This is a genomic window from Oceanobacillus saliphilus (assembly GCF_023522835.1).
Taxonomy (GTDB): Bacteria; Bacillota; Bacilli; order Bacillales; family Amphibacillaceae; genus Oceanobacillus; species Oceanobacillus saliphilus.
Genome location: NZ_JALCZU010000004.1, coordinates 190,959 through 204,288 on the forward strand (window position 1 = coordinate 190,959; position 13,330 = coordinate 204,288).

14 protein-coding genes are annotated in these 13,330 nt (G+C 34.8%); 4 read left to right on the forward strand and 10 right to left on the reverse strand.

All coding sequences use genetic code 11. From position 1 onward, the window contains the following. Positions 1–154 precede the first annotated feature (154 nt). Entirely contained in the window at positions 155–283 is a 129-nt protein-coding gene (gene sda, locus MN204_RS09030; RefSeq protein WP_249870756.1) for a sporulation histidine kinase inhibitor Sda, read from the reverse strand. 613 nt (positions 284–896) lie between these two features. Here sda and MN204_RS09035 point away from each other — a divergent pair. Next, positions 897–1,712, forward strand: a complete 816-nt coding sequence (locus tag MN204_RS09035) for a helix-turn-helix domain-containing protein (RefSeq protein ID WP_249870757.1) — start codon at positions 897–899, stop codon at positions 1,710–1,712. Positions 1,713–1,772: 60 nt separating this feature from the next. Beyond that, positions 1,773–2,339, forward strand: a complete 567-nt coding sequence (locus MN204_RS09040) for an MEDS domain-containing protein (RefSeq protein WP_249870861.1) — start codon at positions 1,773–1,775, stop codon at positions 2,337–2,339. 459 nt (positions 2,340–2,798) lie between these two features. On the opposite strand, the gene MN204_RS09045 is transcribed toward MN204_RS09040, so the two are convergent. Then, on the reverse strand, positions 2,799–3,155 hold the full coding sequence (locus tag MN204_RS09045; protein ID WP_249870758.1) for an EsxC family T7SS substrate: 357 nt from the start codon (positions 3,153–3,155) through the stop codon (positions 2,799–2,801). Between the two features lie 453 nt (positions 3,156–3,608). Here MN204_RS09045 and MN204_RS09050 point away from each other — a divergent pair, with 453 nt between their 5' ends. Beyond that, the gene (locus MN204_RS09050; protein WP_249870759.1) at positions 3,609–3,980 is read left to right on the forward strand and encodes a hypothetical protein; all 372 of its coding nucleotides are present in this window, start codon (positions 3,609–3,611) and stop codon (positions 3,978–3,980) included. A gap of 38 nt (positions 3,981–4,018) precedes the next feature. Here MN204_RS09050 and MN204_RS09055 read toward each other — a convergent pair whose 3' ends face one another. From MN204_RS09055 to MN204_RS09085, 8 genes are all read right to left on the reverse strand, one after another. Beyond that, the gene (locus tag MN204_RS09055) at positions 4,019–4,453 is read right to left on the reverse strand and encodes a hypothetical protein (protein ID WP_249870760.1); all 435 of its coding nucleotides are present in this window, start codon (positions 4,451–4,453) and stop codon (positions 4,019–4,021) included. A 12-nt stretch (positions 4,454–4,465) separates the two neighbouring features. Beyond that, positions 4,466–4,678 (reverse strand): T7SS effector LXG polymorphic toxin, encoded by a 213-nt coding sequence (locus MN204_RS21490; RefSeq protein WP_368858660.1) that lies wholly within the window; start codon positions 4,676–4,678, stop codon positions 4,466–4,468. A gap of 340 nt (positions 4,679–5,018) precedes the next feature. After that, positions 5,019–5,963, reverse strand: a complete 945-nt coding sequence (locus MN204_RS09060) for an STM3941 family protein (RefSeq protein ID WP_249870761.1) — start codon at positions 5,961–5,963, stop codon at positions 5,019–5,021. Positions 5,964–6,166: 203 nt separating this feature from the next. Continuing rightward, the gene (locus MN204_RS09065; RefSeq protein WP_249870762.1) at positions 6,167–6,469 is read right to left on the reverse strand and encodes a hypothetical protein; all 303 of its coding nucleotides are present in this window, start codon (positions 6,467–6,469) and stop codon (positions 6,167–6,169) included. Continuing rightward, positions 6,462–6,962 carry a hypothetical protein gene (locus tag MN204_RS09070; protein ID WP_249870763.1) on the reverse strand — a complete coding sequence of 167 codons (501 nt, stop codon included), beginning with the start codon at positions 6,960–6,962 and terminating at the stop codon, positions 6,462–6,464. Before MN204_RS09070 ends, MN204_RS09065 begins: the two co-directional genes overlap by 8 nt. 112 nt (positions 6,963–7,074) lie before the next feature. After that, the gene (locus MN204_RS09075) at positions 7,075–7,683 is read right to left on the reverse strand and encodes a hypothetical protein (RefSeq protein ID WP_249870764.1); all 609 of its coding nucleotides are present in this window, start codon (positions 7,681–7,683) and stop codon (positions 7,075–7,077) included. 576 nt (positions 7,684–8,259) lie between these two features. Further along, entirely contained in the window at positions 8,260–12,042 is a 3,783-nt protein-coding gene (locus MN204_RS09080; RefSeq protein ID WP_249870765.1) for a PDDEXK-like endonuclease domain-containing protein, read from the reverse strand. A gap of 434 nt (positions 12,043–12,476) precedes the next feature. Beyond that, positions 12,477–12,632: a hypothetical protein gene (locus MN204_RS09085; RefSeq protein ID WP_249870766.1), complete on the reverse strand. Its 156-nt coding sequence runs from the start codon at positions 12,630–12,632 to the stop codon at positions 12,477–12,479. Positions 12,633–12,744: 112 nt separating this feature from the next. Between MN204_RS09085 and MN204_RS09090 the strand changes: the two genes are divergently transcribed. Further along, positions 12,745–13,065 carry an MFS transporter gene (locus tag MN204_RS09090; RefSeq protein ID WP_249870767.1) on the forward strand — a complete coding sequence of 107 codons (321 nt, stop codon included), beginning with the start codon at positions 12,745–12,747 and terminating at the stop codon, positions 13,063–13,065. Positions 13,066–13,330: the final 265 nt, after the last annotated feature.

Here is a 13,330-nt window from a genome sequence, read left to right on the forward strand (position 1 = left end):
CCCGCCCGGTAATTTAAATGACAGAGAGGCAGCTATCCCATTATAAATGGGGATTGATGACCGTCTATCCCTTTCCTTCTTTGACCTACCAGATAATGGTCGCTGACTACGACCCTATTAATTACTTACTAGAATTATTTGGAGCTAAGTTAATTCAAAATGTAAGATCAATCTTCCTTCTAATCAGTTCCTCTTTTAATAATTCCAAGAAATCCTTCTCTAACTTCAGTTCTTTTGCTTTTTTATATGCATCCATTAACATTTGATCGCTTAAATAATGCATTTTTGTATTTCTCCCTTTATATTTTTTAGATTAAAATTATTCTTCTAATCCTCTCTGTTGTGAAGTTTGCCCCAAAAGATTCCTGAAATTGTTAACTAGTATACAAATACCTTATGAATAGAAATGTTAAATCTACTTTTTGTATTATTTCTTGCTGATTAGCGCAACTGTAGAAATTACTAATTGAAATTACAGTATATTTTACCTATACTACATTTACAAAATCAAGTGAATTAAAAAATGTGTCGAATAGACACGAATGCGAAAATTGTATTGTATGTAAAAGTTAAGTATTTATCCAGACTATTTCCTTATCTTAAAATAATAGTCGCTAAGATTTTACTTTAATCCTCCCATCCTACCATAAAATATTGATAGGATTCACCATTGTGGCTGATTGCCTCATTTAATAAAATTCATGCTTGTTATAATAGAATAGTCTATCTTTTTAGATTGTAACCTTGTTGAAAAATAAAGAAGTTCTTATTATTCATTATTTAACAAAATTCACCAAATTACAGTTGACAAAATTTATGTTTTAATCAATACATATCCCTTTATAAGATAGGAAACTTTATCGGACAGTAAATAGAATGGTTAGTGAGGTCAAAATATGAAGAGAAAGTGGTTAATCCAATTTCGCAAGTCTAAGAATTTAACACAAGAAGATGTTGCCTCTGCTGCTTTTATTGATAGAGCATATTATTCACAAGTTGAAAACGGCAGGCGTAACCCAGGATTAAGTGTTGCTCAAAACATTGGACATGTATTAAATTTTGACCCGATGATGTTTTTTCAAGAGCATCTTCAATACAATAATTCATCTCAAAATACCAATTTAAGTTTTGAAATATCCGATAAACTCAAAAGTATGGAAAGTGGGGAGATATTATACCTATACAATAGTTTAGAAATACATGATCACCATATTATTACGTTCTTTTTAAACGGGAGAGAAAAAGGGAGTAAATGTTTAATTATAGATAATAAAAATAAATTCAATCAGATTAAGCAAAGACTAGAAAATTTATTTACTGAGAGTGAAATAGAAAATCATATTTATTTTATCAGTAAGGAAGAGTTTGATTCTTATTCTCCCAAAGATATAGCTAATAAATTAAAAATTTTACAACATGAATTTGAAAATAGTAAGTCGATACGAATTTGGTTCTCCGATAGTCATAAGTATCAAAATGATTGTCTATTAAATCTTAATAAGAATATAAAGGACATAAAGAAAAGTGATAAGGATATTTTATTTATCCATACCTACAATGCTTCGGTAATTTCAGCAGGAGAGCATATACAAATGATGCGAGCATATCCATTTCTTATGACGGATAAAGAAATAGTAAATTCTCCATTTTATAATCCTAGTAATCAAATCTCATACATATTACCTTCATTATTCATTCAAGATAATAAATAAGTAAAGGACTTTTTAAAAATTTGAATAACAACATGGAAGGAAGTGGCTACATTGGCAAAAATGATTCCTTTGACTAAATTTTTAGAGGTTTCCAGTGCATCACACATTGTATATGTTTATGAAGATAAGCGTTACTATATTGAGAATCTAATATCTTATATTAAAGCAGGGATTGAAAGAGATCATCACCTTCTCATCATAGAAAATCCCACTATTTACCAGGAGGCAGAAGGGATGATATCAGAATTATTTTCAAATGAACAGCAAAAGCGTATTCACTATGTCGATAATCATTCATTTTATGGTTACCACAGAGATTTTCACGTTCACAGTATTGTTGAACATTTTGGTAAAATATTAGAACCATTTTTTAAAGATAACATCATTATTCGTACGTGGGCACATGTTGAATGGAAGAATCAGGATGGAATATCAAGCAAAATTGAGGAATTTGAAAATTTGGCAGATTGTTCCGTTGATGAAATGGGTATTATGTCGGTGTGTGCATACACAGCCACAGATATCACTGCATCTCTTCAAAATACGTTGATGCGAAGCCATGAATACCTTATGACGGATAAAGAGTTTGTTCGTTCCACCTTTTATGGTATTCCTTCCAACAATTAACCTTTTACATCCTAATTTTTTGAGATTCTTCTCCATTTAGTGTTTTGTTTAAAGTTTGATAAGGCTGTCGATACTAAGAAAAACTATTAAATTATTTAGGAGCGTATGCCTTAGAAGGAATTTCAAGAGAAGTATAATGTAGTAGCTAAAGAAGAAAAGACATTGCACATCTATATTGAATACAAATCAGGCGCTGGATCATCTAAATATTTATACTCAATTAGCCTTGCATAAGGTTACTAATATTATTGGGATGTTGTACTAATTTCGATTTTTAGAAGAAAAGGAAAAAAGAAAGGGATTTTCTTAATATTGGGAGTGTAAACTAAACTGTGTAAGTAAGAGAGCGTACGGCTCTTACTTCGCAGTTTAGTTTTTTTATTGGTAGAATAAAAATATACGAATGGTAGGTTCTTCTAATGGCTAAATCAGTGTTGACAGAGTCAGTCCCCCGCCTCACTAATACTTTAATGCAGTGGGGGTCTGACCCTTTTTATCGATGGCAAGCATTCTATAATGTTCATATTGCTGATATGCTCTGGATCTAGCTCGAAGGAGATCACTTATTTTATCTTTTTCATCATTAAAATATCTTTGTAACGTTCCTTCCAGTTCAGAAAGTACAGGACTGAAATGATTGGAAGGTATTTTGTTAGCAGAAAGATATGGAGATGTATTTTTATAGCTAGAATAAGCGCTCTCCGCATCACTTACTAATCTATCGTGTTCGGTGACTGCATCCTGCAGCTTTTCATAGAGTCTATAGTAATCATCTCTCTTCTTTTCTGTAGCAGTTCTAAACAAGCCAAACACCATTTCTTCCTCCTTCCTAATATGTGTTTCGATTTTAAATTTTCAAACAGACAAAGACATAGTTAGTCAGCCGCTTATGGAAGCAAACGCTCTTACCTTTACCCTGTTTAGATGGCGCCAACAAAGTTACATTCAATATGTCGGTAGAAATTATATGATTGGTTCTTAAAGAGCCAGTTTTTACCGTTCTTTTATCTCTTTAACAAGTATAATAAGGAATTCTGGAATCTGGAAGGAGAAAAGGGCTATTCAGTAAAATCGATTCTAAAGATGCGAGTCTTATGATTTATATAAACTGCCCCCTTAAATTTCGTTCGCATAAAGTGTGAATCTTGCTATAATAGAAGTAACGAAAAAGGACACTGCATATACATGAAGAGTGGACAGCTAATAAAATGTGCTGTTTCTTCCCTTTTATACTGAAGATAATTCGTTTTCCTGGTAGGAGGTTTTTGGATGCACAAAAAATTAAACTGGATTCCCGGCCTACTCATTATGGCTGGTGGTCTATACACCATTCATTATATCGATGTATTTATCAAGGAAACACATCAAATGCTTGAACAATCGATAGGACTCATGCGAGGACTAGCTGCAGTGACGCTTGCTTTAAGTGGAGGATTAATATTTCCACTAGTTATGGGAGGAATCGTTGGTATTATTGGAGCGATTACAATTTGGAAGAAAAACTTCTTTTTAGCGTTGATTTCTCTAATTTTTGCAGCAACCTTATTAAATTGGGTTGGTAGTATTCTCTGTTGCATTGGCGGCATTACCGGCATGATCATGTGGCGGAAGCAGCTTCATGATGATGACAAAATGGAATAGAATGTTTCCTCATCAATCTTACCATCGACAAATTCCTTTTATGCCATATTGATGACATTTCTAGACGCTGAATATTTTACATCTTCTAAGGCCGCTTCCTTCGCATCTTTTGCTTTACCTATTATCGCTTCGTATCTTTCATCATTGTGTCCCTTCAAAATCGGCAATCCAACAGACTTGGAATTTCTAGCATAGTCAGTAAAGCGGGCACTTCCCGATACCGCCCCTGCATTCTTAATTGCAACCTCCATATGATGAAGCTTTTCTTCTATTTGTGCAATTTCCGGTCTGCCTGCACTTGTATTGGATTCTAAATCCTTCTCCAATTCCGTTATAACCTTCACCACATACCTGTGATCACTATCGACTGACGCGCTGGAGGGTTGATTTGCACTGCTTATATCGGAGTTACTGGCAATGGTCTCCCTGACCGCTTCCTGCTCCTGACTTAAACGATCGTAATGCTTATTCACACTTTCTTTTGTCTAAATTAAATTGTTCGTCTCGATAATGGCAGACTCACACATGTCTACTCTTGATTGAAAGGAATTTACATGTTTCTTTAGCTGTTCATCGAGGTCAGTAAATAAGATTTCAAAGGATTTTAAAAGTGTTAGATGAAGTTCGTTAAAATAATGTTTGGCTTCTTCTGCAGTTGTGGCTTTAGAATAAAGTCTGATTAAAAATAACCCACAAATCCGCTTTTTACGTTAAATCAAAGAACCTGTTTTGAAAAAAAGGTTGAACAAAACAGGTTTTCTCTTTGTGAAATGTTATACAATTTTCATAAAAAGATTGTTCATTTTCCACTGCTAATCTTCAACAATCCCAGCGTTAGTGGAATAATAACAACCTTTTATTTAATTTTGCAATAGCTTTTAATCCTTTTGAAACAAAGGAAATGATGAAACAATTAATGCGAAGAATCTAACTATTAAAAGATTGTCACATAACTTTCTTTCATCTTAAACAACGGAGACGAATATAAGAATGTGTATAAAGGTTCGATGGATAGTTAGTTTTCAACCATCTGCCTTTTTACCGCTTTATCCGAATTACGATAAAACGTATCAATAAGAATAATATCCCAATAGGAGCAATAAACAAACTAACATGGAATAGAAATAAGTCGAACATAAATATTAATTGTTCAAAATAATACGTAACCCCTTTTTGCTTATCTAGTCTATGTCTTAACTTAAACCCGACCAACAAATCGATTAACACTTTCGCAAAAGGATAAAAAATAAAGCTTACTATAATATAAAACAAATAATCATCATTTTTACTAATAAGTAAATAGAATAATATAAACGAGAGAGCAAATATGATAAAGCCATAACTGTATGATTTTAAAAAATATGAACGATTGATTGATCGATTGACCTGCGGGGTTGGATCATATTTCTCCATAAAATCCAATTTTTCATTTTGTTTTTGTGCAGTTTCTATCATTGGAGCTTCGTTGTTTAGTTTTTGTTGAATTATGTAATCTAACGTCTTTAGTAAATTAGAGCGTTCTTGTTTTCGAACGGATTTTGGGCTAATCGTAAATAGAGAAAATCCAGTTACTCGATTCATAAATAATCTCAGTTTATTATGAAAGGACAATTGAGCAAAATAATCATTCTCGTCATATAAATCAATCTCTATGATTTTTTGATATGAAGCTTCAGATACCTTTATATATTCAATATCCGTAAAATAAATTGTTACTTCACTTTTCGTAAACGAATCTAACTGAATATATTCCTCTGTTATCGTAATATAAGGATAACCTCTGTTCATTTTCAATATATTCGCAACGGAAAAGAAACTGAATAAAACAATAATAAACAACGCCAAAATGAAAAATAGTATAGATTCTCCTATATATGCAACATACACCATTAAAGTGCCAAAAGCGACAAGTAATAATGAAAAAATGATTCCTAAAAAAAGCTTCCCTTTTGAATGATAAAATTCTATTTTACTTTCTATCAAATTAAAACCTCCTTACAATTAGAAACACTGTTTTGTCAAAAATATAACTCTTATTAAATATATTGTCACAATTCTGGAACAATTCATCACATGTAATTGTATCAAACATTTTTATTAATTATCGGACTTTATTTAAAATGATCAATCTTTATTATAAATGTTCAAACCTAATGTAATCCCATATCCTTTTGTCGGCATGACAGCTACTGATGAAGAGTCCCGCAATACCCAACAGAATAAAATAGAATTCCCTTCCAGAATAAAAAAGCAGAAGGATAGCTGTCCATCTCCCATAGCGTCACAAGGTACTGTTCCCCATTCAGATTGAGAGCTACTGGTGTCACCATACTGATGAGAAGCATGACACCCGCGATACCTAAACAAATAATACCGCCAATCTTTGATAATAATCTTCCCGTCCGTACATTCTTATCCTTCATTAGAACTCCACCTTTATTTCTGAGATTGTCTCCAAGCTGCTTGCTCTGTTCGGACGGCTTATCCATCCCTCGCCACATACTTAGGTTCCTCATGCTTCTGGAACATGCCTGCTTCACGGATAATTTTCCGGAAGTGAATCGTCATCATTACCAGAGTCGCGACAAAGAGAACATATCCTGTCCCAATTAAGTATGGTGCAGCAGTATAATAAACAGGCAAGTGAACATTACCCGTAACGAGGGCATCGATATAATCATATTGATAAATTTGGAAAAAGATTAACGCGCCGTCTGCCATATACATTATCAGAATCCCAAAAATATAAGCGGACTTCGAATACGTATTTTTCTCAAAGTCAACCGCGGCTTTTACCAGAATATAATCGGCCCCCTGTGCTTTTTTGTTCTTTCCAAATGAAATGATTTTCAAGAATAGATTCGGAATGAACACCAGCAACATGACGAAGATGGAAATATACCCAATCGGCAGGTTATATAGGCTGATTCCATTGATGATTAGGCTTAAAAAGGCCGTAAGTAACACGTATCTTGCTTTCATCCCAATTCCTCCAATTCCGTCCATACGGCCTACCGTATCAGAAATTTCGCCGTATCCCTATGTTGAAAAAAAGCCTCACTTGCTGTGAGGCTCCCTTTATGCAAACAGATATCTACTGATCTACCGTTTCAAAGTTGAAGTTGTTAATCTCCATCACAAGGTTTTCCTGACTAATCGTATTCATCGCGTCAATTTGTTCTTGTGAAGTGACTGGCAGGAAGATCGGCAGCGCTGCATTATTTTCTAAAACACCTGCAGTCTCCTCATCCAACGTGACTAGGAAATCTTCCCAGACCATATCGCCTTCTGTACTGCCCAACGTGATGTTAAAAGTTACATTTTTCACTGGAGCCCCCAACCGGTTCACTCCCAGGAACAGCATTTGCTGATTCCCCTCCTCATCCACCATCATGGAAACGGATAGCATGGAAAAGTCATTCGGCACACCATACTTGCGATTTTGTTTAACGAATTCATTAAGCGTTTGATAGGTCTCATTATTTTCAATGGTGACACCTGCGTCTTCATCCACTTTCGTCACCTGTAATTTTAAATCTTCTACTTCTTCTTGGTTCCCTCCGGATTGGCCGTTACTCTCTTCAGCCTGATCCGTGGTCTCATCCGTCTGTCCGCTATTGGATTCAACCTCTTCCGTATCTCCAGCATTACACGCGGAAAAGAATAATACTCCCGCTAATAGGATGCCAATTACCTTCTTCATACTTCTATCTCTCCTAAGCTTCATGATTTATTAATGAAATAATTATATATAATTTGGTCTAACGGTCCACGGGGACAGGTTCATCGTCCCGTAGTTAAAACTAAAATCGGGACAAGGTACCTAGTATTTGTGGCAGTTATTACGAATCACATCTACTTTCGTCCCATGACCAGCGCGGCTTGCTTTAAAATATCATTCTCCATTGCAAGTCTTTGATTTTCTTTTCGTAAACTGAACTAATTGTAAACTATTCACCGTAGCTCGATAAGAAGATGAGACAGTATGGTTTGTATTAAGGGATTTTATTGAGGGGTCTGAGAGTATTTAATTGTAGATAAAAAGAATAAAAATAATTGAAATTTCCCAGGTAAATAGGACAGGTTTTTCTTAACCTGTCCCCAGTTTGTTATAGATTATAATGATTCATTTAAAAAGAAATTGCGTTATGGGTCAGTCCCCCACTTCGCTATCGCTTTAGCGTCGAGGGGGACTGACCCTTTTTATACGAAACTGATGAGGACTCTATCATTTGTAAAAATATATTCACAATACCTCCTGAGAGGGCTCTATTTAAATCTAAATCATTTCCTTTACTTTCCTCATTTTTACTTCATGCTCGAGTATCTGTTCAATTATCTGATTAACTTTCTCCAATTCGGCACTAGGTTCTTTCCACCAATTCCTACTCCATATCCGATGAATTTTCCAGCCTTTACTCTCCAAGAACTTCTGCCTATATACATCCCTTTCCTTAGCTGAAGGAGAACTATGATACATTGCACCATCACATTCTATACCTAAAATATACTTATTCGGATTCTTAGGATGAACAACAGCTAAGTCAATACGATATTTGGACATACCCACTTGTGTATCAACTTTGTAGCCAATATCCAAAAGTTGCTCGTAAACTTGGGTTTCGAAAGGCGAGTCGAAATGAACACTTTTTTCTTGTTTATGAGTATTCATCTCTTCATTGAGATTAGAAAGAACAGCTTCTATTGTATTCTTTTCCACATTTGAAACTGCCTGTGCATATTCTAAATAACTTTTTAAGAACTTCGGACCTACGTTTTTAGTAGTAGAAACATCAAGTTCATTTGGCTCAATACTTGAAACAACATAAATTGCCTCTTTTGCTCGTGTTACCGCAACATTTAAACGATTTTCTCCACCCTGCTGTCCTAGCGTTCCAAATCGATTATAAACCCGTCCATTTTGACTTCTTGCATACCCGACTGAAAAAATAATAATATCTCGTTCATCACCTTGAACGTTTTCAATATTTTTAACAAATATTTGCTTATCTAGATCTTTAATCATCACTTGTTGGTAGACTGCATTGAATTCTTCATCATCTTCAGTCAAACGATCAATATAATCATCAATCTTGTCTTGCTGCTTTGCATTAAAGGTAATAATTCCAATAGATTTATTTGGATCTTTAATAAGTAAGTCTTTCAATAATAAGACAACATTTTTGGCCTCTACCTCATTACATTGGTTGATCCATCTTCCATCAACAACCTTCTTCCACTGGATGGCTGCAGGTTTTTTTAAATGTTCTACGTTTGGGGCGATTTGGATATTTCCATTGTAATAAGCGTGGTTTGAGAAATTAATCAGTTCTTCTGAATTCGACCGATAATGCCATTGGAGCATTTTACTTGGGAAAACACGCTTCGCTAAGTTCAGAAGGCTTTCGGAATCAGCCATGTCATCGTCTTCTGTATCATCTTCATCTATCTGGACGCTTCCTCTAAATAGATTATTTGGGGGTAACTGTTTTTCATCACCTGCAATAATTACTTTAGATGCCCGATAAACCGCTGGTATTCCGTTTTCAACCGTTAACTGAGATGCTTCATCAAAAATGACTAAATCGAATAAATTCTTCTCCAGTGGAAAAATAGCTGAAGCTGTCTCAGGGGAAACAAGCCAAACTGGTAAAGCATCTATTAACCCGTCTGTTGAATACTTTTTAACTAATTTTCTTACTGGCCAAATCTGTCTTTTCTTCCCTGTTTGATGGATGATGTCTTTTATGGCTCTTGAATTTGTTACTTTCACTTCATCAAGCGCTTTAATCAATCGATTTTGTAGTACTTTTGCTGAGAGTACCTTTTTCTCTTCTAATAATTCTTTAAATCGATCTCTTAATCGATTAAATTCTGTTGTTCCGATCTTCGTTAGTTCTGGATGTTTTCGTTCAATTTCATCTATCCAGTAAATATATGTTGATTGTTTTGTATATTCTACCCATTGTTTCGCTAGCTCTCTGTGAATATTATCTTTACTCTTTTCCTTTAATTCATCGATAATGCTTTTAATAAAAGGTAAACTGCCATCATAGATTCTATCCATATTTCGCAAATCTTCAAAATCTTGAATAACATACTCTTGCTGCTTTCTGAATTCGGATAGTGGAATATCCCCTTTAGAGATTTGCTCTTTATATCTATTGATTTTTTCTTCCATAAAATAAGAAGATAATTGTTGAACTTCTTTTGTCATCTCTTCGGAAATTGTTGAAAGTTCATATAGGATTCTTAAACTTTCTCTAAGCTTAGGCCATTCCTTTGAAGATAGACCTTTAAACTTGTCTCCCTCTATTAACTCTTCAACAATCGTTTTTCCAGTGAATGACGTCCACCACCAAAGACGGAGCTTCTGTAAAGACTTTTTCTCCTCAGGATTCAAATCTTCATAGATTTTTTCTAACTTGCTGCCGACTTCCCAGCTGTATTCTGGCGTAATATCATCTTGTTCAAAGTGCTCAAGATACGCAATGCTCTTCTCGGCTTTTTCGTAAACTTTCTTTAAAATCTCTACTATTGCTAATCTATCCTTAATTTCTAGATTGGCAAATGGTTTTCTATCCTTCAATGGATAATTTTCTTGACCGAATCTACTGTAGCTATCCCCATAGGACAAAATTTTAGTTAGAACTTCATCTAAATTATCCTTATTTAAAGCATTAATGACTTTAGTTAAATCTAATATTACCTCTTGCTGATTGACAGATTTTCCAAGACCATACAAATCATATGCCCGATATCCGAATGGTTGCATTTCGTATAATCCAGTTGCAATAGCATTTAGTTCGTCTTCAGATTTTTGGATTTTATTGGATAGCTGCACAAATTCCACTTCAAGATCCTGGGCATACTCATCTCTTACTAAACGGTTATGCAGTTTTTTATAAATCCTTGTTCTATCCGTTTTTTCATCATGCAGAAGGCTCACACTAGCTGACAGTCCTAACCCATCGAGTCTTTGGTAGACAACATCTAACGCTGCCCGCTTCTGACAAACTAAAAGTATCTTTTTCCCATCAGCAATGGCGTTGGCAATAGTATTTACAATAACTTGCGACTTTCCAGTACCAGGAGGACCATGAACGACCAGTCCATCTATATCTTCTATGGAGTTGATTATTTCTTCTTGAGATTCATCTGTATCTAGAACAAAGAACTTATCTTTTTCTTCTTTGTTTGACGACTCATTTGAAGTCACTGGACTAGCTAAATTATCAGAGATAAAATCAGAACCTACTTCACCTACATTAATCAATTCTCCAGCCATTCCTAAATCAAAATCCCCTTGGCCCATTTGATGGAGGAAATCTTCATAGTCTTTTAAAATAGCGGAATTACCTTGTGGAAAATGTCCCAAGATTAAATAATTGTCTAACTGGAATTTGCCTTTATTGTGCTTAGGGATAGTTTCACTTGAATAGTTTTTAAAGGTTTCTATTTCTGGGGTTTCTGGCCAAGAGATATTTATATTATATTTCTTTAACCAAGTTAACCAACCTAGGAAGTCAATTTCTTTTGATTTTTCCACTGCCTCATCATACATTTCATCCGGCACATGAAGATTACTCATTTTCTGCATCGCTAAAAAAAGAGGCCGGTTTAACATTGGCTCAGAATCTTCAATAGTATTTAGCACCCATTTTGTCCCATGAGTCTTAACCCTTTCTAATTTAACTGGATGCAAAAATAAAGGTGCACGTACATATGTACCATCTAACATTGAACCACTTATAAATGGATAGCCCAAATAAAGATCATAAAGCCCAGTTTCATCTTCAATTGATTTTAAATTCCGATAAAGTGTAGTTAATTTCCCTGATAAATGGAGTGATGTCTCATCATTGATATTCTGTTTCAGTAATTCAATTTTGCTATTGTTTTTAATGATGGCATCTATAATGTCATTTGGAATTCTATTTAATTTGACTAATTCACTTATGTCGAAGTTCCACTTATTATAGGATTTCAGCATACGAATCGATCTATTTCGACGGCTCAGGTCATTGAGCCTGTCCTTCAAAACAGTTAATTTTTCCTTCATTTTTTATCACCTAGTTATTTTTGTCGTTTCGTTATTGTAATTTCATTATATACTTCATTATACCTAGGTTAAAGGTGGAATTATACTTAGTGTAATAAATACTTAATTATAGGGTCACTCTCACGTTATGCTAACACTCTAGCACAGTGCTGGTCTGACCCTTCTAACGAGTGGCTGTAATCCACAATAAATTTGTATACCTCATCGTTGATTTGACCTTGATATAACATGAGAATAATTTCGTCGTATGATCTTCTATGGCATTAGCTCAGGGCTTACCATCACACATCAAGAAGGAGCATAAATTAATGGGTCTGACCCTTCTAGCTATCGCCCCAAGTAACCACTCCTTTTCCATTCAACTTTAAAAACTTCATATTAATAGACCCACGCTTATTCCTATTTAAAAAGGCATTGATACCTCTTTGTATCTTTTATATGATTACAGCAGGTTTCCCACTTTTTGTATCCACCATTAGTGACAACCCTGCGATTGTGGGAACCATGACCACGACCTTAATGGTAGCATCACTAATTACGCGTTTCTTTGCAAATGTAATTATCCAAAAAGTTAATATGAAATTACCCACATCATTTCCCTCATTTATTTTTTCGGCACAATCGCTCTTACGTTTGTACACCAGTCCATCGAATTTTTAATATTCATTCGAGCTGCAAGGGATTGGTTTTAGCATACTTACGATGTTAGTGTTTACCATATCAAGTAATATTGTTCCTAAATCACGATTAGGTGAGGGCATTGTTTTTTTCGCAATGTCTACAAGCGTTGGAACGACAATTAGGCCACCAATCGCCATTTCATATCTTGCAAAATTTTCATTTGAGTCCATGATGATGTTAACACTGGGGCTTATGTCTTTTTCATTGTTGTGCAGTTTTTTCACTAAAAATACGAAAGTTGAAAAAGAAAAGGAAGGTCCACAGACGAACAACGATGAACCTATCTATAAGTATATGTTCGTTAAAGCGTGTCCTTCTCCCCTGTATACTGGTAGCATTTAATTATATGGCTATCGCAGGGACTGTCAACTTCATCGGGGCGTTTGGGAAAGAGATTAATGTTGGTGGAAGTATTTCGCAGTTTTTTATCACACAAGGGATTACAATTGTAGTCATTCGATCTTTCTCTCTGGTAAATTTTTTGATAAATTCGGCCACAGGATCCTTTTTATTCCAGCTATTTCAGGGACTATCCGTTTGGTTTAATTAGGCTTCTCTACTAGGATGTGGATGGTTGGGTTTCAGGGGCATTATTTGGAATCGCATT

Excerpts from the sequence above, each read along its gene's own strand:
- sda (WP_249870756.1), bottom strand. The coding sequence starts at position 283 with ATGCATTATTTAAGCGATCAAATGTTAATGGATGCATATAAAAAAGCA.
- MN204_RS09035 (WP_249870757.1), top strand. The coding sequence starts at position 897 with ATGAAGAGAAAGTGGTTAATCCAATTTCGCAAGTCTAAGAATTTAACA.
- MN204_RS09040 (WP_249870861.1), top strand. The coding sequence starts at position 1,773 with ATGATTCCTTTGACTAAATTTTTAGAGGTTTCCAGTGCATCACACATT.
- MN204_RS09045 (WP_249870758.1), bottom strand. The coding sequence starts at position 3,155 with ATGGTGTTTGGCTTGTTTAGAACTGCTACAGAAAAGAAGAGAGATGAT.
- MN204_RS09050 (WP_249870759.1), top strand. The coding sequence starts at position 3,609 with ATGCACAAAAAATTAAACTGGATTCCCGGCCTACTCATTATGGCTGGT.
- MN204_RS09065 (WP_249870762.1), bottom strand. The coding sequence starts at position 6,469 with ATGGATAAGCCGTCCGAACAGAGCAAGCAGCTTGGAGACAATCTCAGA.
- MN204_RS09070 (WP_249870763.1), bottom strand. The coding sequence starts at position 6,962 with ATGAAAGCAAGATACGTGTTACTTACGGCCTTTTTAAGCCTAATCATC.
- MN204_RS09075 (WP_249870764.1), bottom strand. The coding sequence starts at position 7,683 with ATGAAGAAGGTAATTGGCATCCTATTAGCGGGAGTATTATTCTTTTCC.
- MN204_RS09080 (WP_249870765.1), bottom strand. The coding sequence starts at position 12,042 with ATGAAGGAAAAATTAACTGTTTTGAAGGACAGGCTCAATGACCTGAGC.
- MN204_RS09090 (WP_249870767.1), top strand. The coding sequence starts at position 12,745 with ATGTTAGTGTTTACCATATCAAGTAATATTGTTCCTAAATCACGATTA.